Consider the following 25,616-nt stretch of genomic DNA (forward strand, 5'->3'; position numbering starts at 1 on the left):
TTTGGAGCAGGGATATATGCGATGTGTTGTCCGGTATAGAACCGGATGCATGTTTAGCGCTTCCAACGGGTTTAAAAGCTGTAAAGGTCCTGTATGAGGGTAAATACAGCCTATTTAAACAAATAGAGTAAATCGAGGACCAAAAGAAAATTACGAGATGTAAAAGAGTGATAAAAGCTCGCATCAAAATTTGTAATCGATAATACTATCGAATTTTGTAGAATAATAATTACATTGTTAAACAGACTAAACCTTTATTCTACAAAATTACAATACCTGCTCGTAAACATTCTGTTTATCCAGTATAATATTGTTAATTGTTATAAGGTCTACCAAATTGGTGGACCTTTTCACATGGAAAACGGAGGGTATAATGTGGAAGTTGTAGTAATTGGAGCAGGATCTGTCGGAATGTTAGTAGCTAGTTTCTTATCACAAGAAAATAACGTAACATTGGTAACTCGAAGAAGCGAGCAAGCAGAAGAATTGAATCGAAATGGACTAATTCGCAAAAATATTGACGATACAATCTCTCAAAGTTCGGTACTCGCGATACCAGAATTTCCTCCCGTTCATACTAGTTCACTTGTGGTTGTAGCCGTTAAATATGGTCAATTACAATCTATTTACCCACTATTAACTTCATTGCCGGAAGATACACCATTGTTATTTTTACAAAATGGGTTGGCCCACTTCGAGGAAGTACTAACTTTACCGCAAAAAAATATTGCTTTTGGTTCATGTCAGTTTGGAGCACAAAAAGAAAATGATCATACGGTTATACATAGAGGATTTGGCGTTTTAAAAATAGCGATTGAACGTGGAGATAAAGACCTTTTTAAATTACTTAGACAAAATAACGAACCTTATTTCCAGTTCGAATATGTATCCAATGCAGAGCAAATGCTGTTTGATAAGGCATTATTAAATTGTTTTATTAATCCATTAACTGCCCTATTAAAAGTGAAAAATGGATATTTAATTGGACATAAACCAACATTTCAAATACTCGAACAATTATTTTTTGAATTAAAAAACGCATTTCCAGATGAAATGTCTCATTTTAATTTTGATGACGTAATATCTTTGTGCAAAAAAACTGCTACTAATACATCATCTATGTTGACAGATTTTATAAATGAAAGACCTTCAGAAATTGAAACAATCGCAGGTGCAATCTTAAAAAAGGCAGACAAAAAATCAATTAATTTACCAACACTTACTACATTATATTACTTAATAAAAGCTGCAGAGGAGAAAAGAGTTGAGAAAATGTGAGCGTTATACTGTATCTAATAAGCTTTATAATCCTATTTCCTATTCTTTTGTTAATAGGAATTTATACAATTTGTAGAAAAAGAAAAGTTAGTGAAGTTAAATCTTTTGGATTTGCAGCAGATGCTACGACCATTGTGTTATTCTTTTCAATACCTCTTTTTATAAGTAGTTTGTGGAATGTGAATATAAGTGCTTACATAATTTGTTTTGCCATTATGATTGCAATCATTTTTACATATATTGATTGGAAAACACAGAAAGAGATTGAAATCCTTCCGTTAATGAAAAAGGTTTGGCGATTTTTATTTATAGTCTTAATGACTACATACATATTAATTTGGATTGTGGGAATGACTCAACAAGTAGTCACATTTGTTTTCTTATCATAAGCAAATTCGTTTGCAGGCGACGAATAAACGTTTACAATATATTATGAATTCGAAATAACTTAAACTTATAAATTTATCGATATTAGCAGATAGTAGAGGAGATTTTAGGAATGAAGCTGGAACAGGTGTCTTTGCCAGTTAACAACAAATTGTTATCTGAATATTGGTCAGGTAGCGAAAAATTACATACTTTTTTTCAATATCCGTTACGTGATGAATCATACTCTAAGCGTGCTGAGTATTTAAAAAATCAAAGTTATAACACGAAACAATTGAGTGAAACCATCCGGTCGTTTATGGAGCCATATGGGTTAACAGGTAAAATAAATGAAAACCTTTCGTATTTAGCTGATGGTTCACCGGTAATTGTTGGTGGACAGCAGGCAGGTATCTTAACTGGTCCTTTATATTCTGTTCATAAAGCAATTTCTGTCATACTACTTGCCAAGGAACAAACAGTAAAATTGGGTACAAAAGTAATTCCGCTTTTTTGGATAGCTGGAGAAGACCATGATTTAGAAGAGATTAATCATACGTTTACAATTTCACAATCTGAGCCGAAAAAACGTGTTTATAGTGAACGAAGTAAACGTAAAACAATGGCATCTACAACAGAAATAAATAAAAGTGAACTAAAAAACACAATTGAAGATATTTTCAAAGATTATGGGGAAACGGAATATACGCAAGACTTATACAAATCCGTTGTTAGTGCTATTGAAGAAAGTAATACATTCACTGACTTTTTTACAAGGTGTATGCACTCATTGTTTAAAGATGAAGGACTCTTAATGATAGATGCTGCATTTGCACCATTCCGTCAATTTGAGTCAAAATTCTTTCAACAAATGATTGAAAATAATGAAAAGATTGCTCAAGTAGTTGTTGAAAAAGAGCAGTTATTGAGTGAATTCGGTTTTGGTACTCCTATTAGTGCGACGACTGACAATGCAAATTTATTTTTTGTAAAAGATGGCGAGCGATATTTACTAGAGCGCAAAAGTGATTATTATATAAATGAAACCGCAAATATTAAGCTTACTAAGGAAGAGATACTTGAGGTTGCAGTGAACAGTCCAGAAAACCTTAGTAACAATGTTGTGACCCGCCCATTAATGCAGGAAATGACAATGCCTGTCCTTGCTTTTGTAGGTGGTCCAGGGGAATTAGCCTATTGGGCAACTTTAAAGGATGCCTTTGAATTATTAAATTTACAAATGCCATTAATTGTACCTCGTTTGAATATTACCTTAATTACACGTCAAGTAGAACAATTGCTAGAAGAGTATCAGTTAACAATTAAAGATGTTTTCAATGGCAAAGTTAAAGAGTTAAAAGACAAGTTTTTAGATAGTATTCAAGACGAAAAAGCTAAGGAACAAATCCAACAATTACACGAACTTGTAGAAGAACATTATGAAAAACTATTAGAACATTTAAATAGGCAACAAATTCATCTAGATCAAATTGTACAAAAAAACAAATCCTATCATCGTCAACAATTTGATTATTTGAAGAGTAAAATAGATCAGCAAGTAATTTTAAAACATGAAAAAATTATTCGTCAATTTAATACAATCTCATCGGAAATCTATCCGAATGACAATTATCAAGAACGAGTATTTAATCCTTATCAATATTTAACGATTTATGGACCTTCATTAATTTCAGATTTATTAGAACTTCCATTTGAATTTTCAAATAACCATAACGTAGTCCATTTGTAATGTTTTTTAAGAGTTATCTCAAAGAGATAACTCTTTTTTTGTGCCTAATTACACGATTTGTTAGTCGGAAAATGGACTTTTCGTATTAATTGTTAAAAGAAGTTATTATTTTACTTAAAATTGTGGAGGAAAGTGGGGGAATGTGGTACATTATTTACTAAAGTGGGGTGAGTAGCATGTTCATGGGAGAATATCAACATTCCGTCGATACAAAAGGACGTCTTATAGTCCCCTCTAAATTTAGAGAGGATTTAGGAACAACTTTTGTAATTACACGCGGACTTGATAACTGTCTATTTGGCTATCCTATGGATGAATGGCGAAAACTCGAAGAAAAGTTAAAACAATTGCCCATGACGAAAAAGGATGCGAGAGCATTTACTAGATTCTTTTTCTCAGGTGCAACCGAAGTTGAAATAGATAAACAGGGACGTATTAATATCCCCGCAACATTAGCTACTTACGCAAAAATAGAAAAAGAATGTGTCGTTATAGGAGTTTCAAGCAAAATTGAGATCTGGGCGAAGGAAGCTTGGGAATCATATGCTGAGGAAGCTGAAGAATCATTCAATGAAATTGCAGAAAATTTAATTGGCTTTGACTTCTAGTTAATTTAGCGCCAAAAAGGAGTATACATTATGTTCGATCATACAACTGTATTATTAAGGGAAACCGTTGATGGGTTGAACATCAAGCCTAATGGAATTTATGTAGATTGTACATTAGGTGGAGCAGGACATAGCGAATATTTAGTAAAACAATTATCGCCTGAAGGTCGATTAATCTGTTTCGATCAAGATATAACAGCTATTGAGCATGCTAAATTACGATTAGCAGATTATTTAGATCGAGTAACATTTGTACATTCAAACTTTCGTTATATCAAAGAGGAACTAGCAAAACTTAATATTTATAAAGTAGATGGCATCCTATATGATTTGGGTGTTTCTTCTCCACAACTTGATACACCAGAAAGAGGTTTTAGTTACCACCACGATGCACCACTAGATATGCGAATGGACCAACATGCGGAGTTAACTGCTTTTAATGTGGTTAATGAGTGGTCTTATGAAGATTTAGTTCGTATCTTCTTCCGTTATGGAGAAGAAAAATTCTCAAAGCAAGTTGCTCGAAAAATTGAGGAAGCAAGGAAAAATGCTCCAATTGAAACAACAGGACAATTAGTAGAACTTATTAAAGAGGGAATTCCAGCCCCTGCTCGCAGAAAAGGTGGACACCCAGCAAAAAGAATATTCCAAGCGATTCGGATTGCAGTTAATGATGAACTAGGTGCTGCTGAAGATTCATTAGAAGATGCAATCGAACTATTAGCCATTGGAGGACGCATTAGCGTAATTACATTCCATTCTTTAGAGGATCGTTTGACGAAAACAATTTTTAAAGAAGCTTCATCGTTACCTGAATTACCACCAGGATTACCAGTAGTACCAGACCAATTTAAACCAACCTTACAATTGGTCACAAGAAAACCAATTCTTCCTTCAGATGAGGAATTAGAGAATAATAACCGATCTAGATCTGCTAAACTGCGAATTGCAGAAAAAATTAACGATAAAGGGGTGTGATTAAATGGCAGTGAGAGCAAGGCAATTTCAAACTTATGTAGAACAACCGACAGTCGTACAACCAAAACAAACCATCATCAAACAACCGAAAAAGAAACGAATTACAGCAAAAGAAAAAGTACTATATATAGCATTTATTGTAGTGGTTTCAATACTGGCCGTTACAATATTACATAAACAAAGTTCAATACAACAATCTACGATGGAAATTCAAACTATTCAAAGTGAAATATCGGAAATATCTAAACAAAATGTCGATTTAAAAGTTAAAGTTGCTGAACTTTCAAGATATGATCGTATTATGAAAAAAGCAAAAGCACTCGGTTTAACTCTCAATGAGAAAAATGTAAAGGTAGTGCCGGGAGAATGAAAAAGAAAAAATTTCGATTCCAATGGGGAGCCTTTCTAATGTTAGTTATTTACGGAGGGCTCTTTTTTGCATTATTTGTAAAAATTGTCCATATTCAAGCGACCGGTGTCGTAAATGGACAAGTATTAGAAGCTAGAGCAGCTGCTCTATATGGAAAAGAAGCTGTGCTAACAGCTGAGCGAGGGAAAATTTTAGACCGAAGTGGCAATATCATTGCAGAAGATACATTAAGCTATCGACTAATTGCAGTCGTTAGTCCGGAAGCTTCAAAAAACTCAAAGACTCCAAGACATGTTACTGATCCACAAGCAACCGCTAAAATATTAGCAAAATACATTAATATGGATGAAACTGATATTTATAATAATTTAACTAAAAAAATACGAGATTCAAAAACTGGTGAATTGAAGCAACCTTACCAAGTAGAGTTCGGTGTAGCTGGTCGTAGCATAAGTCATGAAATAAAATCAGCTATCGAAGCAGAAGAACTTCCTGGAATTGTATTTTCGAGCGATACGAAAAGATATTATCCAAATGGACCATTTGCGTCTCATTTAATTGGTTTTGCAATGAAAGAACAACAGGATGACAATTCATTTAAAACGATTGGAAAGATGGGTTTAGAACAGTTCTATAATGAACAACTAACAGGAGTAAACGGTTCACTTCAATATAAAAGTGATGCTTTTCACTACCTATTACCAAATAGTGAGAAGATGATTAAACCTGCTAAAGATGGTAGCGATATTTATTTAACGATCGATAAAACAATCCAAAACTTTTTGGAAGAATCTATGTCGAAGGTTTATGAAAAATATGAAGCAGAATCTATGATTGCTATTATTGCGGATCCAGATACGGGAGAAATACTTGCGATGAGTCAACGTCCTACTTTTGATCCGGAAAATAGAGTTGGTTTAGTAGATTGGTTGAATACTTCAACACAAAAAATACTAGAGCCTGGTTCTACAATGAAGATTTTTACATTAGCTTCTGCAATTGAAACAGGAAATTGGCATCCAGGTGCATTTTACCCGTCAGGATCTTATACAGTATTTGATAGAACAATTCGAGATCATAATAATGTTGGTTGGGGATCCATAACTTATTTAGAAGGGTTTCAACGTTCCTCCAATACATTGATGGCCTATATGTTAGAAAATATAGGAAATGATGTTTTTGTAGATTACTTGGATAAGTTCGGTTTCGGAAAGAAAACAGGTATTGATTTACCTGGAGAAGTAAGCGGAACCATTAAAACTGACTGGGCTATCGACTACGTAACAACTTCATATGGACAAGGTTCAACAGTTACACCTATTCAACTTATACAGGCTATGACTGCTATAGCTAATGAGGGGAAAATGATGCAACCATATGTGATTGATAGAGTAGTAGATTCAGAGGGTAAAACCGTACAAAAGCATGAACCTACTGTCAAAGGTACACCTATAGCCGCAGAAACTGCTAAACAAGTTCGTGATATATTAGCATCAACTGTTACAGCTCAGTATGGTACTGCGAAAAAATTTGCAATTGATGGGTATGACGTAGCTGGGAAAACAGGAACTGCATATATTGCTGACCCAGATAATCCTGGCCGCTACTTATCAGGTCAAAATAATTATCTGTATTCATTTTTAGGTATGGCACCAGCAGATGATCCTCAGCTAATTATGTATGTTGCTGTGAAACAACCACAATTAGAGACAGGGGAAACTGGATCTGATCCAGTAAGTGAAGTATTTAATTCTGTAATGGAAAACAGTCTTAAGTATTTAAATATTGACCCCGAGAATGTTGCTGAAGTAGATACATTTACTATGGATAACTATATTTCTAAAAATACAAGTGAAGTAGAACAAAGTTTACGAGAGACTGGACTTAACCCAATTATTATTGGTGAAGGCGGTAAAATAATTGACCAATATCCAAATAAAGATTTGCAAGTTACAAAAGGAAGTCTCGTTTACTTAAAAACAGAAGGTGCTAGTACAATACCTGACTTTACAAACTGGTCACTCCGAAATGTATTAATATATAAAGCAATGTCTGGGCTGAATATTGAAATAGCAGGAGAAGGGTATGTTGAAAATCAAAGTGTATCAGAAGGCGTGATTGCTAGAGACTCTTCACTAATTGTAGTAAATTTAAAAACTCCTGAAGAAACTTTTTTACCTCCAGTTGAGGAAGTAAGTGGTGAATTAATAGATCTACCACAAGATTAATCAGAGTTAAGGAAGGTTTTTTCGATTTTCTAATAGAATACTAGTCCAATTTATTTCATACCTTGTTAAAAACGAGGTGTGAATGTCGAATGAAGTGGATTTCGAGCATATCCAAAAAACGATTGAGACTAATAGTAATTGCCTTCATGATATTCGGGCTTGCTGTCGTCATTCGATTGTTTTATGTCCAGGTTCTTCAATATGACCGGTTAACTGAGCTTGCAAAACAAAACTGGGATCGTGAAGTGCCATTTGCATCAGAACGTGGTGCAATTACAGATAGAAATGGTGAAATTATCGTCACGAACAAGTTAGCTCCTACTCTATATTTTATGCCTGCACAAAACGATAATATCGAAGAAGCGGCAAGGCAAATTGCAGAGGTATTAGATCTTGATGAGAAAAAGCTTTATGAAAAAATGAACTCGAAAGCCTACTTAGTAAAGCTTGCACCAGAAGCGAAGAACATTTCGTATGAACAAGCTGTGCAAATTCAAGGTCTAAAAATAGACGGGCTATACAGTGGAGTAGATTATGTAAGACATTATCCTTACGGAACTTTACTATCCAGGTTCCTTGGCTTTACAGGGTATGATACACAAGGTCTTGCTGGTATTGAATATCAATATGATAAGATACTGACATCAAAAGATGCAGCTATCCGATTATTTACAGATGCTGCTGGAAATGCTTTACCCCATGTTGATGATGAATGGCGGGACGGAAAACAAGGTGCAACTGTAGAATTAACAATTGATTTACAAGTGCAACAAGTAGTCGAACGTGAGTTATCACAAGCAATGGAAAAATATGATGCAGATCAAGCCTTAGCGATTGCAATGAATGCAAAAACAGGTGAAATATTAGGTTTAGCATCATTTCCAACCTATGATCCAGCTAATTTCGAAGAGGTTGAGCAATCAATCTACAATCGAAATTTACCTGTTTGGATGACATATGAACCGGGATCTACATTTAAAATTATTACACTTAGTGCTGCCCTGGAAGAGGGGGTAGTAAATTTGGAAAATGATCGATTTTATGATCCCGGTTACACAATCGTTGAAGGTGCGAGACTTCGCTGCTGGAAACGTGAAGGTCATAAAGATGAAACATTTTTACAAGTTGTAGAGAATTCTTGTAACCCAGGATTTATCGAACTTGGACAAAGAGTTGGCCCTGACAAATTAATGGGATATATAAAAGACTTTGGTTTTGGCGAAGCAACTGGTTCAAATATTCCTGGGGAAGCAAAAGGGATTTTATTTTCTGAAGATCGATTTGGTCCTGTAGAACATGCTACGACCTCTTTTGGTCAAGGTATTTCAGTCACACCAATACAACAAATTACAGCAGTTGCCGCAGCAGTAAATGGTGGTAAATTATTTACACCTTATGTTGTATCAAGGATTGTTGATTCTGATACTGGGAAAGTCATTCAAGAAAACAAACCTGAACTTAAGAAACAAGTCATTAGTGAAGAGACATCAGCAAAAGTAAGAAGTGCCCTTGAGTCTGTTGTGGCAAATGGTTCAGGTCGACAAGCTTTTAGAGATGGTCTTCGAATTGGTGGTAAAACTGGTACTGCTCAGAAGGTTCAAGATGGAAGATATATGGATGGCAATTATATTGTTTCCTTTATCGGTTTTGCACCTGCAGATGATCCGGAAATTGTTGTTTACGTGGCAGTTGATAATCCGAAAAGTGCAACTGTATTTGGAAGTACGATTGCAGCTCCTATTGTTGGTCAAATTATTGAGGATATTGCACCAACGATTGGTTTAGAAGTTAATCGGGAAGGTCAACTTGAAAAGCAATACCGTTGGGGAGATCCAATTACTGACCGAGTACCGAATTTGGTAGGTTTAAAAGTTGATGAAATTATGAAATTACACTACCCTTATCGTATCGAAATACATGGAGAAGGGGACTTAGTTGTTTCTCAATTACCAGAACCTGAAAATATATTAGAAGTTGATGATACAATTCATATTTACACAAGCAATGAACCATCTGAAACAACGCCAAATTCAGAAAATGAAGCAAATACGAATAAAGAAACGAATTCTAATGATGAAACGGATTAGTTTGTGTATTACAATATAAAACTGTATGAAAGAACATGATTTAAAGGAGATCTAACATGACAATCGCAACAACAATTACCATTTTAGCAATTTCATTTTTCATTTCAGTGATTCTTGCACCATTTCTCATACCTATATTACGTAGGTTAAAATTTGGGCAGAGCATTCGCGAAGAGGGTCCAAAATCTCACATGAAAAAAGCAGGAACCCCGACGATGGGCGGTATCATATTTTTAATTTCAATCATTGCTACAACGGTCATTGTTGGAAATTTAATAAATGTGTTCACTACACAAACAGTAGTTATGCTTCTTGTTTTATGTGGATTTGGTTTAATTGGCTTTTTAGATGATGGAATTAAAGTTATTTTTAAACGAAATTTAGGTCTTACATCACTGCAAAAACTTATAGGACAAATTATTATTTCGATTCTATCCTTCTTACTTTTAAGACTTGGGGGTACATTTGATACAACAGTAACGATACCATTTGTTGAATGGTCTGTTGATCTTGGTATTTTATATGTAGGATTCTTAATCTTCTGGTTAGTAGGATTTTCAAATGCAGTGAACTTAACTGATGGATTAGATGGACTTGTTGCAGGAACTGCTTCAATTGCATTTACTGCATTAGGTGTCATTGCTTTGTTTAATGGCCAAATAGATGTTGCTATTTTTACATTTGCTATTACTGGTGCTTTACTTGGGTTCTTACTTTTCAATGCAAATCCTGCAAAAGTATTTATGGGTGATACCGGGTCGCTTGCACTCGGTGGAGCCCTAGCATTAGTTTCCATTTTAGTAAAACAAGAATTGTTGTTACTAATCATCGGAATAGTATTTGTATTTGAAACCTTATCAGTTATTCTTCAAGTGGCCTATTTTAAGTTAACTGGTGGTAAAAGAATTTTTAAAATGACCCCGATTCATCATCACTTTGAATTATCTGGATGGTCAGAAAGAAAAGTAGTACTAGTATTTTGGTTTACAGCATTAATCGCAGCATTAATAGGTGTGTTATCGGAGGCATTATTATGATTCAAAATGCACAGTTTCAATATAAAAAAGTACTAGTATTAGGGCTTGCAAAAAGTGGCGTCGCTGCTGCTGAGCTTTTGCACGAATTAGGAGCATTTGTTACTGTGAATGATTCGAAGCCCTTTGAGGATAACCCACAGGCTCAAGACTTGTTGAAAAAAGGGATCACAGTCATTTGTGGAAGACATCCTGAAGATTTACTTGATGAAGGTTTTGAATGGATTGTAAAAAATCCAGGAATTCCTTATAGTAACCCAATTATTAAAGATGCTATTAATCGAAATTTACCCGTTATAACAGAAGTTGAACTCGCTTACTTAATAAGTGAAGCACCCTTTATAGGAATAACTGGTACAAACGGTAAAACAACAACAACAACCTTAATATTTGAAATGCTTAAGAATGGAAATAGGAATCCGCTTATAGCAGGAAATATTGGAACCGTAGCATGTGGTGTAGCTAAAGAAGCAACAAAAGATGACTGTATTGTTACCGAACTTTCATCTTTCCAATTAATGGGTGTTCAAAAGTTTAAACCGAAAATTGCAATTCTGACTAATTTGTACGATGCGCATTTAGATTACCATGGAACATTTGAGGATTACGCACAAGCAAAGTTGAATATTACGAGGAATCAAGATGAATCTGATTGGTTAATTTATAATGCGAATCAGAAAATCGTAGAACAATATGTAAAAGATTCGAAAGCAAAAAAAGTTCCTTTTAATTCTGAACAAAGAACTGAAAGTGGGATTAGTGCTGACGTATCTACAATCTATTGGGAAGGTAAGCCGTTTATTGAAAGGTCCAACATCGCACTTCCAGGCAAGCATAATTTAGAAAACATTTTAGCTGCTTTAGCCGCATGTATTCTTTACGGTTGTGAGAAAGAAAAGATGGAAGATATATTAAAAACCTTTACTGGTGTACGTCATCGTACTCAATTTGTTCGTGAATGGAACGGCAGAAAAATTTATAACGATTCAAAAGCAACAAACTGCCTTGCAACAAAAGTTGCACTCGATGCTTTTACGGAGCCAACAATTTTAATAGCCGGTGGACTTGAAAGAGGTCATTCTTTTGAAGAACTTCGTGAGTCTATGAAAAATGTAGTTGGGGTAGTTGCATTTGGACAGACTAAAAATCGCTTCATTGAATTTGCACAATCTTGTGGAATATCAATAACAAAACTTGCAGATGATGTAGAGGATGCTGTTCAAAAAGCAGCTGAGATTTCAAATCCTGGAAATGTTATTTTACTTTCTCCTGCATGTGCAAGCTGGGATCAATACCCAAATTTTGAGGTGCGTGGAGATTTGTTTATAGAAAACGTCTTAAAGCTAAATTAAGTAATTATAGGAAAGGATGCCTTAGCTGAAATTTACGTATAAGAGGCTTTTCATTATCTCGAGCATATTGCTATCAGTAGTAGGTGTATTGTTTATATTTTCTGCTGGTACATATTGGAGTTCGATTCACTATGAAGGACAGACCCCTTTCTATATTAGACAATCAATTTATTTAGCAATAGCACTTATCGTTTTCTTTACAGTAATTAATATGCCATTGTTTACAGAAGAGAAAGCTTGGATCTCGTTATACATTTTTTCGTTGATATTGTTAGTATTAGTTTTAATCCCAGGGATTGGCCTTTCACGTAATGGCTCCCAGAGTTGGATTGGTTTAGGACCATTAACAATGCAACCAGCGGAATTAGTGAAAATTACGACCTTAATGTATTTAAGCTTTTTGTTAAGTAAAGTTAAAAATAGTGAACGCGTAGTTCAATTAAAACATTTTTTAATTTTAATCATACCGTGTGCATTAATTATGTTACAACCTGACTTTGGTTCCGTATTTATCTTAATTGTTTCATCCTTTATGTTATTTTTTGTTGCAAGGTATCCAGTTAAGTTATACGTCGGAATTATTGCACTAGGTGTTGTAGGATTGACTGCATTAATAATGTCAGCACCTTATCGACTTCAACGAATCTTTGCATTCATTGATCCTTGGGGTGACCCACTAGGTGCTGGCTTCCAAGGTGTGCAATCGATGTTAGCAATTGGACCAGCTGGCTTGTTAGGTCATGGCTTTGGAGATAGTCGCCAAAAGTTTTTGTACTTACCAGAGCCTCAAAACGACTTCATCTTCTCTATCATTCTTGAGGAAATTGGCTTTTTAGGTGGATGTGTTGTACTACTATTATTCGGTATGTTCATCTACTCAGGAATTGGATTAGCTATGCAAGCAACCCAAAGCTCACATTTTTATGCGATTGTATCCCTAGTTAGTATGATCGGCTTCCAAGCATGCTTAAATATTGGTGTTGTAGTTGGTTTAATACCAGTAACAGGTGTAACATTACCGTTTATAAGCTATGGTGGTACATCACTAATGATTATTTGGTTTATCGTAGCAATTGTTATTAGTTTTTCAAATCGAAGTGAAGTAAGTTCATAACTTTTGGGAGGAGGAGTAAAAATGGAAAAAGTAATAGATATAGAAGATCGTATTCCTACATTGCGAGAAAAAAGAAGAAAACGAACAAACAAAAAATTTATATTCTTAATTACATTATTTTTTGTTACCTTATTTTTACTCCTTTATTTCCAATCTCCATATAGTGACATAAAAACCATCAATGTAAAAGGGTCATCTTTAGTTGGTGAAGAGGAATACATAAAACAATCAAGTTTACAGGTTGGACAATCGATGTGGAGTTTTAAAGAAAAGGAAATTGAGGATCATTTAAAAGAGCTAGATTGGGTGAAAAATGTCGAGGTAAATAAAAAGTGGCTTACTTCGGTAGAAATAAAAATAGAGGAATGGCAAAAGGTAGCTTACATTTCTAAACAAAACGGGTTTTATCCCATTTTAGAAAATGGGATTATTTTTAATGAAATTAGTTCGAATGCACCCATTGATGCACCAATTTTTTTAGCTTTTGATGATAACGAGATGCGAGAAAGATTGTTAAAAGAACTAGCTGACCTTAATCCTACAGTGTTATCAATGATATCCCAGATTAATGCAACTCCTACTGAATCAGATCCTTATGCCATCACATTATTTATGAATGATGGATATGAAGTAAGAGCGGAGATCACTTCGTTGTCTGAAAAGTTAAATTATTATCCTTCTATCGTTGCACAAATCGAAAATGCGGGCGAATATGAAAAAGGTATTATTGATATTGAAGTCGGAACATACTATAGATCTTTCTCGGAAGAATACGCTTTTAAATATTCAGAAGAAAATTCGGAGGAATCTTCGGATATAGATTCTACAAATTATGACAACAATGCTAATACAGACGAACAGGAAGTGTTAGCAGATGAGTAGAAACAAATATATGAAAGCTCCTTCTCGAAAAAGTATGATTATTCTCATTGTATGTATCATTACAGGATTTATTATTGGTTTTTCATATAATTTAACAAAAGATAATAAAAAAATAACAAGTCCTAGTGTTTCCCAAGAGGAAACATATCGAGAAGATTTAATTCGCCAACAAGAAAGAAATAAAGAGCTTTCTGAAGAGTTAAACGAATTGCAACAAACAATTCGAGATTTTGAGAAAACCTTTGCTTCTAACAAGGATGAATTTGAAATACTTCAACAAGAAGCAGAAAAATTACGCTTAATGTTAGGTGAAATTCCTGCAGTGGGACAAGGGATACGTATTACATTAAATGATGCTGAATATAACCCTAACAATTCAAATCCAAATGATTATATTGTTCACGATAGCCATATTTTTAAAGTGGTCAATGAACTAAAAATATCAGGTGCTGAAGCGATTTCTATAAATGGACATAGGTTAAAATCGAATTCTTATATTAATTGTACAGGTCCTGTCATCACAATTGATGGAAGTCAATATCCTGCTCCATTTGTTGTAGAAGCGGTTGGTAATCCTGAAGTATTAATTTCATCTTTACAAATTGTTGGAGGAGTATTTGACCAACTTATTAATGATCAGATTGTTGTGACGATTGAGAAAAAGGGACAAATTACAATGCCTTCTGTAAACGAAACTCAAAGTTAGGACACAGCTTTAGGAGGGAAACAGAATGAACATGAAAGTAGTGACCCGAATCACAATTGTGTCGTTTATTGTAGGACTTATGATTGCTGTCCAATATAATACTGTAAAGGAACCGTCAGCAAGGGATACAAGGGATTCTTGGGAACTAAGACAAGCATTATCTGAGGAGAAAAAGAGGCATTCCCAGTTACTTTCTGAAATTCTCGCATTAAATGACGTAGTCAACAAATATAAAAACAATGAGACAGAAAATTTAGGAGATGTTCTGTCAAATACAGTAGAGCATCTAAAACAAGAGGCAGGTCTATTGGAAGTAACTGGACCTGGTATTACCATTACGATTAGCCCCGCTATGGAATTAGTACAATCTGGATTCTCCATTAAACCCATTTCTCCTGAATTACTATATCGGTTAGTGAATGAAATCAATCGATTTGAAGGGCAATTCATTGAAATAGATGGTCAAAGAGTTGTCCATACTACGGCAATTCGTGATATTAATGGTTCAACTACAGTAAATGGTATTCCCATAAGTAAGTCAGATGTTGAAATAAAAGTAATTACTGATAGTTATGAAAAGGCAGAAAAACTGAACAACTACTTAAATATCTCATCTTTTAGAGATGCTTTTTATATCGATAATTTAAATTTAGTTATTGGTAAACCCGAAAAAAGCGTAACAATCGCAGAATATGATAGAGCATTGGAAAATGAGTTTTTAATCGAACAAAAAGGGGAATAAAGTATGTGGCTGCCATTTTTAGGATTAATATTAGGACTAGCCTTAGGATTGTTAACCGATATTCAAATCCCTTCTATGTATGAAAACTACCTATCAATTGCGGTACTTGCTGCATTGGATACATTATTTGGTGGTATCCGTGCTTACTTGCAACAAGTATATGATGATAAAGTATTCATTTCCGGATTTTTCTTTAATATTGTGTTAGCTGCTGGACTAGCTTTTTTAGGTGTTCATCTAGGAGTTGACTTGTACTTAGCTGCTATTTTTGCCTTTGGAGTCCGGCTTTTCCAAAATATAGCGGTTATTCGACGAATTTTGATACAAAAATGGGATGAAAGACATATAAAAAAGAGTGAAAAAACTATAGAATAGCGGTAAAATCTTATAGTAAGTAGTAAATTACTTAGACAATATGTAAATTTTACAATAGAATGAGTTATAAGAGTAATCGAAGGAGGTGCGGGAAAGTTGAATAACCAAGATATATATATTTCCCTAGATATAGGCTCAGCTTCAGTCAAAGTATTAATTGGGAAAGTGAACAACGAACAACTACATGTCATCGGGGTCGGAAATGTGAAATCAAGCGGCGTTCGAAAAGGAGCGATCGTTGACATCGATGCAACGGTACAATCCATTCGAAAAGCTGTTGAGGAAGCTGAGCGAATGACAGGCATTTCTATCAATGAAGTCGTATTAGGTATTCCAGCAAATCAGACTACTTTACAATCTGTTAAAGGTGTTGTCGCAGTAAATAGTGAAAACCGTGAAATTACGGATGATGATTTAGAAAGAGTCATTGAATCCGCACAAGTGATGTCGATTCCACCTGAACGTGAGTTAGTGAACTTATTACCGAAACAATTTATTGTTGATAATTTAGAGGAAATAAAAGATCCGCGTGGAATGATTGGTATACGGTTGGAAATGGATGCTACAATGATAACAACGTCAAAAACTTTATTACATAATGTATTACGTTGTGTTGAGCGTTCAGGTTTGCATATTAGAGAGATTTATTTACAACCATTAGCTGCTGGTTTCTTTGCTTTAACAGAAGATGAAAAAAATCAAGGAACTGCCTATATTGATTTAGGTGGAGGTTCTACTACCATTTCAGTTTTTGAAGATGGACTACTAACACATGCAGGAGTAGTACCAGTTGGTGGAGAACATGTAACTAAGGACTTATCTATTATTCTAAAAACAACAACTGAACAAGCAGAAAAGATTAAGAAACAATTTGGACATGCCTTTTATGATGATGCTTCTGAAGAGGAAATCTTTGAAGTACCAGTTTCTGGCACTGATATGGTAGATCAGTATAACCAAAAATTTATATCTGAGATTATCGGTGTACGTTTAGAAGAATTGTTTGAATTAGTATTAGACGAGCTTGCTAGACTTGGGGTTAGAGACTTACCAGGTGGAATTGTTATTTCTGGTGGCGTAGCTCAGTTAGAAGGTGTGGCTCAATTAGCGCGTGAAGTAATGCAAACACGCGTAAGAGTTTATACTCCTGATTATATTGGTGTACGTGAACCATCCTATACCACTGCTGTTGGATTAATTAAATATGCTAGTATGGAAGATGAGTTTTACGGTAGAACAAATACAGACTCTACGGTGACGTATGCCACAGTTGGAGCAAATGCAACTCCTACTAAGAAAAATTCAAATTCAGCTGAAAAAGCCGATAACAGTAATAAAACAAGTGTCATCAACAAAGCAAAGAGACTGTTTGATAAGTTTTTTGAATAGAAACTGTTAATATATACGACTAGAGTGGTAGGAGGAAAAAGAATGTTGGAATTTGATACTAGTATCGACCAGCTAGCTAACATCAAAGTAATTGGCGTTGGTGGCGGCGGTAATAATGCAGTTAATAGAATGATTGAACATGGAGTACAAGGTGTTGACTTTATAGCAGTTAATACTGATGCTCAAGCTTTGAATCTATCAAAAGCAGAGTTTAAATTACAGATTGGTGGAAAGTTAACTCGTGGTTTAGGAGCAGGTGCAAACCCAGAAGTGGGAAAGAAGGCTGCTGAAGAAAGCCGCGAACAAATTGAAGAGCTATTACGTGGAGCAGATATGGTCTTTGTAACGGCTGGAATGGGTGGAGGTACCGGTACTGGTGCTGCACCTGTAATTGCATCCATTGCTCGCGATTTAGGTGCTTTAACGGTTGGGGTAGTTACACGTCCATTCTCATTTGAAGGGAAAAAACGTCAAACTCAAGCAATCGGTGGAATTGCTTCAATGAAGGATGCAGTGGATACGTTAATTGTGATCCCGAATGATAAGCTATTACAAATTGTAGACAAAAATACACCAATGGTTGAAGCATTCCGTGAAGCTGATAACGTTCTTCGCCAAGGTGTTCAAGGTATTTCGGATTTAATTGCAACACCAGGTTTAATTAACCTAGACTTTGCTGACGTGAAAACGATTATGTCGGACAAAGGATCAGCTTTAATGGGTATCGGGATTGCGACTGGTGAAAATCGCGCAATGGAAGCTGCTAAAAAAGCAATTTCAAGTCCTTTACTAGAAACATCTATCGATGGTGCTAAAGGTGTCATCATGAATATTACTGGTGGATCGAATTTAAGTTTATTTGAAGTACAAGAAGCTGCCGATATTGTAGCATCTGCTTCAGATGAAGAAGTGAATATGATCTTTGGTTCTGTTATTAACGAAAACTTAAACGACGAGATTATCGTTACAGTGATTGCAACAGGCTTTACTGAAGATATTTTAACACCACAACCAAAAGCACGTAATGTAAATGGTGGTGTACGTAATTCACAGCCTACAACGAATGGTCGAGAGCGCATAGAACAAACTCAAGTTGAACAACCTGTTCGAAGCAACAATCAAACGAATCAAGCCCAAGAAGATATGTTAGACATTCCAACATTTTTACGTAATCGTAGAAATCGCTAACTATAAAAATACGAACTGCCTTGAAAGAAATACAATCTTTCAAGGCAGTTTTTTTTGTGCCTTTTTATGTGCCAGGTACTGGAACAATTCAGAATCTTTCGTGTACCAGGTACACACACAATTCAATACAATTCAGAATCTTTCGGGTACCAGGTACACACACAATTTAGTACAATTCAGAATCTTTCGGGTACCAGGTACACACACAATTCAATACAATTCAGAATCTTTCGGGTACCAGGTACACACACAATTCAATACAATTCAGAATCTTTCGGGTACCAGGTACACACACAATTTAATACAATTCAGAATCTTTCGGGTACCAGGTACACACACAATTTAATACAATTCAGAATCTTTCGGGTACCAGGTACACACACAATTCAATACAATTCAGAATCTTTCGGGTACCAGGTACACACACAATTTAATACAATTCTGAATATTTTGAGTTTTTACACAATAATTGGAAATTCGATAAACTTCCTAATAATTCACTTATAAATAAAGTAAATAGCGTTCATAATTTGCTAGCGTTTATTCATATTATTGTAAATTAATTTGATAACGTCGATTTTCATGACTTTATGTTAAGCTTTGTCAAAATTATTTTTAGATTGTGTACGACGGTTTGACAATTTCTACAACTCTTAAATGCTAATCTATCAATAGGAGGACGCTAAAATGATTGGAGAATTACTCGTACTATACAATACGTTGTTTAATTATTTTTTATTAAAATTCACACAAGAAATAACGGGATTGTATGTTAAACGAAGTAGGTTGATCCTCAGTGCATTTTGTAGCGGACTAATCGCAAGTATTTTGCATCAATCTTTACTTGGAGCTGTGCTTAGTTTCGTCATACTAATTGGGGTAGCATTTTCATTTAATATCCAAACACTATTAAAACAGGGAACTGTACTATTTCTTGCAACATTTTTTCTCGGTGGATTATTAACTAGCTTATTACCTTTCTTACTCAAACAATCTGATTTTCTATTTTTCATCTTCTGTACGTCTATTGCATTTATAAGTTTATCTGCTATTCATTTAAAGTGGAGAACGATGAAACAAGAGAAAATACAGCAATCGTTTGTAGTGGATTGTGAATTGCAGCTTTTACAAAACACTTATTATCTAAAAGGTTTTATCGATACAGGTAATGAAGCTGTGGAGCCAATGAGTCAAAAACCAGTACATTTCCTATCTTATCAAGCAGTATCAAATAATTTACCAAGTGAATTTCACGATGCACTACTGCAATGGGATGAAAAAGATCCTTATCAATTAAAAATGTTCCCATCAACTGTTTACCCCAAAATTCGAATTTTGACACTCTCCACTGTGCAAAAAGAGAAGTCCACAGTGCTTGCATTTCGATTCGATCGACTGAAAATAAGTGGAACTACAAATAAAGAAATATATGACGAATACGTTGTATTTACCCGTAATGATGCAAAGTACCCACAAGATGCACAATTGATATTGCACGTTTTAGCGCTTAGTTAACTTCATTCTTTGAAGTTTGCTTCTTTATTAAGTTATGAGTTGTATGCAAAGGATTATTCCATTCGGTATGGGTTCTTCTCCAATTGAATGAAGTTAATGCCTCCAGCGGATGTCACAGCCCTTTAAATGAATTTATCTAGCCGATAAATTCAAAGTAAAAATGTTAAATCTGTGACCCAAAGCTTGCGGCAGTCACACATACGCCAAGTGGAATTGAATTTAAGTGATTCATAAAGGGGGAAAATGATTGTTTAAAACGGTAATAGCCTTTTTTCAAAAAATATTCAGTAAGTTTCGCACTAAAGGAACGTACTATATAGGGGGGCACGATTCATTGCCAGTACCATTAACTAGAGAAGAAGAAATGACAGTTATTGAAGCCTTTATGAATGGAGATTTACGAGCAAGAGATACTTTAATTGAAAGAAATTTACGTCTAGTAGTATACATCGCAAGAAGGTTTGATAATACAGGAACACCTATTGAAGATTTAATTAGTATCGGCTCAATTGGACTAATAAAGGCAATCGAAACATTTAACACAGAAAAGAATATTAAACTTGCTACTTATGCATCCCGCTGTATTGAAAATGAAATTTTAATGCACTTAAGAAAAACTAGTCGTATGAAAGGTGAAGTCTCTTTAGATGAGCCATTAAATTCAGATCCTGATGGCAATGAATTATTATTGTCAGATATTTTAGGAACAGAAGAAGAGATTATCATGAACGATGTTGAGAAAAAAATCGAGCGTGCAACGATGTTTCAAGCAATTAACGGCTTAAGTGAAAGAGAAAGATACATTATGGAATGTCGTTTCGGCTTAAACGGAAAACAAGAAATGACTCAAAAAGAAGTGGCTGACCATTTAGGAATTTCTCAATCTTATATTTCTCGCCTTGAGAAAAAAATCATTTTAGATTTACGTGAGCATTTAAATCAGCCGATTTCTTAATCTGTTTTTTAAAAACTGAATATTCTTTCTACTTTTATATAAACTTAAATTATATCGTTTCCATCAACCATTATATGCACATTACCCGCGAAAAACTCTAAATGAACTTATAAAGTTAGTGAAGTTCATTGGATGAAATTGGACGTGGATAACGTGCATATTCTTTTTTAATCCGGACAAACTTAAAAAACAGTTCAGAGAAAAAAATATAGTTCGGAGGAAAAGAAGATGGTGCGAACAAAAGTAGAGCTTTGTGGTGTTGATACAGCTTCTTTGCCAGTACTAAAACATGAAGAGATGAGAGAGTTGTTTGTTCGATTACAGAGTGGAGAAGAATGGGTTAGAGATGAACTCGTCATATGTAATTTAAGACTTGTATTAAGTATTGTAGGGAGATTTTCTTATCGTGGTGAACAGGCAGATGATTTATTCCAAGTTGGATGTATCGGTCTACTAAAAGCTATCGATCATTTTGATTTAAAGCATAATGTACGATTTTCAACATATGCTGTACCAATGATAATTGGTGAAATTCGTAGACATCTACGTGATCATCATGCGTTAAGAGTCTCTAGATCTTTAAGGGATATTGCTTACAAAGCTATGCAAGCAAAAGAAGCCTTCATTACAGAAAATCTATATGAACCAACAATAGAGCAATTAGCTGAAATGATTGAAATGAAAAAAGAAGATGTGCTCTATGCACTAGATGCTATACAAGATCCATTGTCTTTACAAGAACCTATCTATTCTGATGGTGGTGACGCGGTATTTATAATGGATCAGCTGCGTGACGATGATGTATCAGAAGAACAATGGGTAGCATACGTTAGTGTAAAAGAGAGTATGCAAAAACTTGATGAAAGACAACAATTAATCTTAGCGAAAAGATTTTACTATGGCGAGACGCAAACAGAGATTGCTAAATCCTTAGGAATTTCTCAAGCCCAAATCTCAAGACTTGAAAAAAATGCAATCGAAACAATGCAAAAAGATTATAAAGTAAACTAAGAACTATTTTGTCTAAAAAAAATTAAATTCAAATATATCATCAAAACATCGGACGCACTAGGTATCTACTTAGTGCGTCTTTATTTTTATTTGATGTAAAACAATCAGTGGGAGTCTATACCCTTATACTTAAAACTGTGAAAGGAGTATTTATTTATGAGATTTTCAACGGTACAGCAAAAAGAAATTATTGAAGCTTCGAGTGGGAGATTTATTGGTTTCATCGTTGATGCTGAGGTAGATGAACATACAGGGAAAATAGTTTCGTTCTTAGTTTCAGAACCAAAAAAATTCTTATCCTTTATGCAAAATGAGGAAGCCGTGAGTAAAGTTCTAATAAGTGATATATTAGTTATTGGGAAAGATGTTATTTTAGTGAAGTCTGCATATGAATAGAATGCGCTAAACATTGAAAATTACTATACACATTGTTACAATAAATTAAAATGAAGTAAAGTTGGGAAATATATGGCTAAGATTAGTGAAAATTTAATTAATATACAATCGGATATAGATCAAGCAAAAGAGAATAGTAAATATGGTCAAGATGTTACAATCATTGCTGTAACAAAACAAGTGTCTACTGAAAGAACAAAAGAAGTATTAGATAATAATATTTTTCATTTAGGTGAAAATCGCCCGGAAGGATTATTAGCTAAAAAAGAAGAATTAAATGATAAGGCAATTTGGCATTATATTGGTTCACTACAGACTAGAAAAGTGAAGCAGGTTATTAATGAAATTGATTATCTTCATTCCCTAGACAGAATGAGTTTAGCTACTGAAATTGAAAAACGGGCAGAAAAACCTGTCAAATGCTTTGTTCAAGCAAATGTATCTGGAGAAGAATCGAAGCATGGGTTATCTAGAGAAGAGGTTATTCCTTTTATTCAATCATTAGCAGAGTTTTCAAAAATTCAAATTGTTGGGTTAATGACAATGGCACCAAATACAGAGGATGAATCTGTTATTAGAAAAGTATTTTCAGATTTAAAACAATTACAACAAGAAGTTGTCGAATTACAGTTACCATATGCACCTTGCACAGAACTATCAATGGGAATGTCTAATGATTACGCCATTGCGATTGAAGAAGGTGCAACGTTTATAAGAATTGGTACAGCACTTGTTGGATAGAAAAGAGGGAAGCGTATGAGTATGAAAAATAAAATTAAAAATTTCTTTTACTTAGAAGAAGAGGAAGAAGATGTACAACCTGCTAGCCAACCTCCAGTTAAGCAACAACAAGAGCAACCAGTGAAAACTCGAGCGAAAAAAGAGCGTAAACCAGAGCCGGAAGCACCTTTTAATGTGGTAAGTATTCAGTCAGCCAACTCATTGAAAAGTTCAAAAGTCGTGATCGTAGAACCAAGAGTATATGCTGAGGCCCAGGATATTGCAGAGCACCTTAAAAATAAACGTTCAATTGTTGTCAACTTACAACGTATTGATCGTGAACAAGGTATCCGTATTATTGACTTTTTAAGTGGTACTGTTTATGCACTTGATGGGGATATACAAAGAATCGGCAATGATATATTCTTATGTACACCAGAAAATGTTGAAGTTAGTGGCGAGGTGTCTAACTACTTGTACGACGATACACAATAAACGAGTGAGGTAATTAAATTTTATGGATCCAATTTTATATCAAATTTTACAATTTATTTCTTATTTATTTATGATTTATCAATTTATGGTTATCGGTTATATACTTATGTCATGGATACCATCAGCTCAAGATTCTAGTGTTGGGCGGCTACTAGCAAAAGCAGTAGATCCATATTTAGGTTTCTTTAGAAAGTTCATACCACCTATTGGAATGATTGATTTTTCACCAATCATCGCATTATTGTTATTAGATTTCATTCGTAGAGGCGTTTTTATCGTCGTCGAAAATATTTATAATCTATTCTCCTAATGTATTCTACACCCTACAATGTAGGGTTTTTTATTTTTTAAAATTTTGTGCAATATAAGAACTACTATTAACTATTTAAGGAGCTATTATGGAACATCTTATCCAGCATTTTAGAAAAGATGAACAACCGTTTATAGAAAGAGTGATTGAATGGCATCGTGATGTGTTGTATCGCCATAATATTCGATTAACAGATTTTTTAGATCCGCGGGAGCAGTTCATCATATCATCTATCATTGGACAAAGTGATGAACTCAACTTGTATTCTGAAGGTATATTTGATGAGGCAGAAAGAAAAAGAATGATTATTTGTCCATCCTACATAGAACCTAACCAGGACGATTTTCAGATAGCTATTTTTTCGGTTAACTATCCTTCTAAATTTCTTCAGCTAAAACATCGCGATGTATTAGGATCTTTACTCTCTTTAGGAATGAGTCGTTCTAAGTTTGGTGATATAACAATAGAAGATGATAACATCCAATTTGCAATATCGAAAGAAATCGCAGAATATGTGGAAACAAATCTTGTATCAATAGGTAAAGCAAAAGTCCAATTAGAGTTAATGGCCGATTTTGAAAATCTAATTCAAAGTAATGAGAAGTGGGTTGAAAAAACCTTAACTGTATCATCTATGCGACTTGATTCCATACTATCATTAGCATTAAGAATATCTCGTGAAAAATCTAAACTATTAATACAAGCAGGTAAAGTAAAAGTAAATTGGACTGTAAGAGAATCGGTATCTTTCGATATACAGGATGGTGACATCCTTTCAGTTAGCGGTTTTGGAAGAATAAAGATATTGAAAATAGAAGGACGTACAAAAAAGGAAAAAATTCGACTTATTATAGGATATTTAGAACAAAAATGAACCTTCTTTGTTAAATTTTATCAAATTATAATGCGAAGTTCCTTTTTCATCTGTATAATAGAATAAAATGATCAGAATGAAGGAGTGTAGTTAAATGCCATTATCACCTCTTGATATACATAACAAAGAATTTACTCGTGGCTTCCGCGGTTATGTAGAAGACGAAGTAAACGAATTTTTAGACCAAGTTATAAAAGATTACGAGATTATTTTACGTGAAAAGAAAGAATTAGAAGAGAAAATTAAAACGATGACAGAACGTATGTCACATTATAATACACTTGAAGAAACTTTACAGAAATCGATTGTTGTTGCACAAGAGGCTGCTGAAGAAGTTCGTCGCAATGCACAACAGGAAGCAAAATTAATTATTAAAGAAGCAGAAAAAAATGCAGATCGTATCATTAATGAGGCATTAACGAAGTCACGTAAAATCGCAATTGAAATTAATGACTTAAAAAAGCAATCTAAAGTTTTCAGAAACCGCTTTAAAATGTTAGTTGAAGCTCAATTAGATATGTTAAAGTCTGACGATTGGAATACATTAATGGAATATGATATAGGTTTAACAGAAATACAAGATCATCAAAAACGAGTTGAAGATGAGATGTATCAAGCTGATTCATATAACAATAATTCGTTTTATGATGAAGAAAATGAAGATAAAAGAGAAATCTCTGATGATGAATTAAAGCATTTACTATAATATTTGCCTTATTTGCCAATATAAATAGTGAAATTACACTTTTTACTTGACTGTAATTATTCCTTTTCATATACTGATTCTCGAATATATAAATTTAATAATTTAGATAGTGCTGACGGAGACAGTATTTTTTGAAAGCTGACAAAAGCGATTCGAGGATGGTGGAAGCTCGAACATAGTATTCAAA

At 34.3% G+C, this 25,616-nt stretch carries 25 protein-coding genes, 1 pseudogene and 1 other annotated feature (1 of these 27 running past the window's edge); all 26 genes and pseudogenes read left to right on the forward strand.

Annotation, left to right across the window (positions count from 1 at the left end):
* Window positions 1-375: 375 nt before the first annotated feature.
* Entirely contained in the window at window positions 376-1,278 is a 903-nt protein-coding gene (locus tag CRO45_RS01850; protein ID WP_097148095.1) for a ketopantoate reductase family protein, read from the forward strand.
* Window positions 1,275-1,667, forward strand: coding sequence for a DUF3397 family protein (locus tag CRO45_RS01855; RefSeq protein ID WP_097147916.1), 393 nt, complete (start codon window positions 1,275-1,277; stop codon window positions 1,665-1,667). The genes CRO45_RS01850 and CRO45_RS01855 overlap by 4 nt, the downstream gene beginning before the upstream one ends.
* 110 nt (window positions 1,668-1,777) lie before the next feature.
* Entirely contained in the window at window positions 1,778-3,394 is a 1,617-nt protein-coding gene (bshC, locus tag CRO45_RS01860) for a bacillithiol biosynthesis cysteine-adding enzyme BshC (protein WP_097147917.1), read from the forward strand.
* Between the two features lie 176 nt (window positions 3,395-3,570).
* Window positions 3,571-4,002 carry a division/cell wall cluster transcriptional repressor MraZ gene (gene mraZ, locus CRO45_RS01865; protein ID WP_097147918.1) on the forward strand — a complete coding sequence of 144 codons (432 nt, stop codon included), beginning with the start codon at window positions 3,571-3,573 and terminating at the stop codon, window positions 4,000-4,002.
* A 30-nt stretch (window positions 4,003-4,032) separates the two neighbouring features.
* The gene (gene rsmH / locus CRO45_RS01870; protein ID WP_097147919.1) at window positions 4,033-4,980 is read left to right on the forward strand and encodes a 16S rRNA (cytosine(1402)-N(4))-methyltransferase RsmH; all 948 of its coding nucleotides are present in this window, start codon (window positions 4,033-4,035) and stop codon (window positions 4,978-4,980) included.
* A 4-nt stretch (window positions 4,981-4,984) separates the two neighbouring features.
* Window positions 4,985-5,350 (forward strand): cell division protein FtsL, encoded by a 366-nt coding sequence (ftsL, locus tag CRO45_RS01875; protein ID WP_097147920.1) that lies wholly within the window; start codon window positions 4,985-4,987, stop codon window positions 5,348-5,350.
* Window positions 5,351-5,388: 38 nt separating this feature from the next.
* Window positions 5,389-7,578 (forward strand): penicillin-binding transpeptidase domain-containing protein, encoded by a 2,190-nt coding sequence (locus CRO45_RS01880; RefSeq protein WP_097148096.1) that lies wholly within the window; start codon window positions 5,389-5,391, stop codon window positions 7,576-7,578.
* An 89-nt stretch (window positions 7,579-7,667) separates the two neighbouring features.
* Window positions 7,668-9,665, forward strand: a complete 1,998-nt coding sequence (locus CRO45_RS01885) for a stage V sporulation protein D (protein WP_097147921.1) — start codon at window positions 7,668-7,670, stop codon at window positions 9,663-9,665.
* A gap of 56 nt (window positions 9,666-9,721) precedes the next feature.
* The gene (mraY, locus tag CRO45_RS01890; protein ID WP_097147922.1) at window positions 9,722-10,702 is read left to right on the forward strand and encodes a phospho-N-acetylmuramoyl-pentapeptide-transferase; all 981 of its coding nucleotides are present in this window, start codon (window positions 9,722-9,724) and stop codon (window positions 10,700-10,702) included.
* Entirely contained in the window at window positions 10,699-12,051 is a 1,353-nt protein-coding gene (gene murD / locus CRO45_RS01895; protein ID WP_097147923.1) for a UDP-N-acetylmuramoyl-L-alanine--D-glutamate ligase, read from the forward strand. The genes mraY and murD overlap by 4 nt, the downstream gene beginning before the upstream one ends.
* 25 nt (window positions 12,052-12,076) lie before the next feature.
* A complete protein-coding gene (locus CRO45_RS01900) occupies window positions 12,077-13,165 on the forward strand; it encodes an FtsW/RodA/SpoVE family cell cycle protein (RefSeq protein WP_235864508.1) in 1,089 nt (362 codons plus the stop codon).
* A 21-nt stretch (window positions 13,166-13,186) separates the two neighbouring features.
* On the forward strand, window positions 13,187-14,047 hold the full coding sequence (locus CRO45_RS01905; RefSeq protein WP_097147925.1) for a cell division protein FtsQ/DivIB: 861 nt from the start codon (window positions 13,187-13,189) through the stop codon (window positions 14,045-14,047).
* Window positions 14,040-14,753 (forward strand): DUF881 domain-containing protein, encoded by a 714-nt coding sequence (locus CRO45_RS01910; protein WP_235864504.1) that lies wholly within the window; start codon window positions 14,040-14,042, stop codon window positions 14,751-14,753. Before CRO45_RS01905 ends, CRO45_RS01910 begins: the two co-directional genes overlap by 8 nt.
* Window positions 14,754-14,778: 25 nt before the next feature.
* The gene (locus tag CRO45_RS01915) at window positions 14,779-15,495 is read left to right on the forward strand and encodes a DUF881 domain-containing protein (protein WP_097147926.1); all 717 of its coding nucleotides are present in this window, start codon (window positions 14,779-14,781) and stop codon (window positions 15,493-15,495) included.
* A gap of 3 nt (window positions 15,496-15,498) precedes the next feature.
* Window positions 15,499-15,870, forward strand: a complete 372-nt coding sequence (locus tag CRO45_RS01920) for a small basic family protein (protein WP_097147927.1) — start codon at window positions 15,499-15,501, stop codon at window positions 15,868-15,870.
* 96 nt (window positions 15,871-15,966) lie between these two features.
* Window positions 15,967-17,259: a cell division protein FtsA gene (ftsA, locus tag CRO45_RS01925; RefSeq protein ID WP_097147928.1), complete on the forward strand. Its 1,293-nt coding sequence runs from the start codon at window positions 15,967-15,969 to the stop codon at window positions 17,257-17,259.
* A 42-nt stretch (window positions 17,260-17,301) separates the two neighbouring features.
* Window positions 17,302-18,447, forward strand: coding sequence for a cell division protein FtsZ (ftsZ, locus tag CRO45_RS01930; protein ID WP_097147929.1), 1,146 nt, complete (start codon window positions 17,302-17,304; stop codon window positions 18,445-18,447).
* Window positions 18,448-19,134: 687 nt separating this feature from the next.
* Window positions 19,135-19,962 (forward strand): sigma-E processing peptidase SpoIIGA, encoded by an 828-nt coding sequence (locus tag CRO45_RS01935; RefSeq protein WP_097147930.1) that lies wholly within the window; start codon window positions 19,135-19,137, stop codon window positions 19,960-19,962.
* A gap of 247 nt (window positions 19,963-20,209) precedes the next feature.
* Entirely contained in the window at window positions 20,210-20,917 is a 708-nt protein-coding gene (gene sigE / locus CRO45_RS01940) for an RNA polymerase sporulation sigma factor SigE (protein WP_036181762.1), read from the forward strand.
* A gap of 231 nt (window positions 20,918-21,148) precedes the next feature.
* Window positions 21,149-21,928, forward strand: coding sequence for an RNA polymerase sporulation sigma factor SigG (gene sigG, locus CRO45_RS01945; protein ID WP_097148098.1), 780 nt, complete (start codon window positions 21,149-21,151; stop codon window positions 21,926-21,928).
* Window positions 21,929-22,084: 156 nt separating this feature from the next.
* On the forward strand, window positions 22,085-22,324 hold the full coding sequence (locus tag CRO45_RS01950; protein ID WP_097147931.1) for a PRC-barrel domain-containing protein: 240 nt from the start codon (window positions 22,085-22,087) through the stop codon (window positions 22,322-22,324).
* 72 nt (window positions 22,325-22,396) lie between these two features.
* Window positions 22,397-23,065: a YggS family pyridoxal phosphate-dependent enzyme gene (locus CRO45_RS01955; protein WP_097147932.1), complete on the forward strand. Its 669-nt coding sequence runs from the start codon at window positions 22,397-22,399 to the stop codon at window positions 23,063-23,065.
* A 15-nt stretch (window positions 23,066-23,080) separates the two neighbouring features.
* A complete protein-coding gene (locus tag CRO45_RS01960; protein ID WP_097147933.1) occupies window positions 23,081-23,539 on the forward strand; it encodes a cell division protein SepF in 459 nt (152 codons plus the stop codon).
* Window positions 23,540-23,561: 22 nt separating this feature from the next.
* The gene (locus CRO45_RS01965; RefSeq protein WP_097147934.1) at window positions 23,562-23,849 is read left to right on the forward strand and encodes a YggT family protein; all 288 of its coding nucleotides are present in this window, start codon (window positions 23,562-23,564) and stop codon (window positions 23,847-23,849) included.
* 88 nt (window positions 23,850-23,937) lie between these two features.
* Complete coding sequence (locus CRO45_RS01970) at window positions 23,938-24,723, forward strand: YlmH family RNA-binding protein (protein WP_097147935.1); 786 nt, start codon at window positions 23,938-23,940, stop codon at window positions 24,721-24,723.
* A 94-nt stretch (window positions 24,724-24,817) separates the two neighbouring features.
* Window positions 24,818-25,327, forward strand: a pseudogene (locus CRO45_RS01975) (DivIVA domain-containing protein); the annotation flags it as partial.
* 205 nt (window positions 25,328-25,532) lie between these two features.
* Window positions 25,533-25,616, forward strand: a binding site (T-box leader) (it continues 171 nt past the right edge of the window).

The organism is Ureibacillus acetophenoni (assembly GCF_900220965.1).
GTDB lineage: Bacteria > Bacillota > Bacilli > Bacillales_A > Planococcaceae > Ureibacillus > Ureibacillus acetophenoni.

Excerpts from the sequence above, each read along its gene's own strand:
- bshC (WP_097147917.1), top strand. The coding sequence starts at position 1,778 with ATGAAGCTGGAACAGGTGTCTTTGCCAGTTAACAACAAATTGTTATCT.
- mraZ (WP_097147918.1), top strand. The coding sequence starts at position 3,571 with ATGTTCATGGGAGAATATCAACATTCCGTCGATACAAAAGGACGTCTT.
- rsmH (WP_097147919.1), top strand. The coding sequence starts at position 4,033 with ATGTTCGATCATACAACTGTATTATTAAGGGAAACCGTTGATGGGTTG.
- ftsL (WP_097147920.1), top strand. The coding sequence starts at position 4,985 with ATGGCAGTGAGAGCAAGGCAATTTCAAACTTATGTAGAACAACCGACA.
- CRO45_RS01880 (WP_097148096.1), top strand. The coding sequence starts at position 5,389 with ATGTTAGTTATTTACGGAGGGCTCTTTTTTGCATTATTTGTAAAAATT.
- CRO45_RS01885 (WP_097147921.1), top strand. The coding sequence starts at position 7,668 with ATGAAGTGGATTTCGAGCATATCCAAAAAACGATTGAGACTAATAGTA.
- mraY (WP_097147922.1), top strand. The coding sequence starts at position 9,722 with ATGACAATCGCAACAACAATTACCATTTTAGCAATTTCATTTTTCATT.
- murD (WP_097147923.1), top strand. The coding sequence starts at position 10,699 with ATGATTCAAAATGCACAGTTTCAATATAAAAAAGTACTAGTATTAGGG.
- CRO45_RS01905 (WP_097147925.1), top strand. The coding sequence starts at position 13,187 with ATGGAAAAAGTAATAGATATAGAAGATCGTATTCCTACATTGCGAGAA.
- CRO45_RS01910 (WP_235864504.1), top strand. The coding sequence starts at position 14,040 with ATGAGTAGAAACAAATATATGAAAGCTCCTTCTCGAAAAAGTATGATT.
- CRO45_RS01915 (WP_097147926.1), top strand. The coding sequence starts at position 14,779 with ATGAACATGAAAGTAGTGACCCGAATCACAATTGTGTCGTTTATTGTA.
- CRO45_RS01920 (WP_097147927.1), top strand. The coding sequence starts at position 15,499 with ATGTGGCTGCCATTTTTAGGATTAATATTAGGACTAGCCTTAGGATTG.
- ftsZ (WP_097147929.1), top strand. The coding sequence starts at position 17,302 with ATGTTGGAATTTGATACTAGTATCGACCAGCTAGCTAACATCAAAGTA.
- CRO45_RS01935 (WP_097147930.1), top strand. The coding sequence starts at position 19,135 with ATGATTGGAGAATTACTCGTACTATACAATACGTTGTTTAATTATTTT.
- CRO45_RS01950 (WP_097147931.1), top strand. The coding sequence starts at position 22,085 with ATGAGATTTTCAACGGTACAGCAAAAAGAAATTATTGAAGCTTCGAGT.
- CRO45_RS01955 (WP_097147932.1), top strand. The coding sequence starts at position 22,397 with ATGGCTAAGATTAGTGAAAATTTAATTAATATACAATCGGATATAGAT.
- CRO45_RS01960 (WP_097147933.1), top strand. The coding sequence starts at position 23,081 with ATGAGTATGAAAAATAAAATTAAAAATTTCTTTTACTTAGAAGAAGAG.
- CRO45_RS01965 (WP_097147934.1), top strand. The coding sequence starts at position 23,562 with ATGGATCCAATTTTATATCAAATTTTACAATTTATTTCTTATTTATTT.
- CRO45_RS01970 (WP_097147935.1), top strand. The coding sequence starts at position 23,938 with ATGGAACATCTTATCCAGCATTTTAGAAAAGATGAACAACCGTTTATA.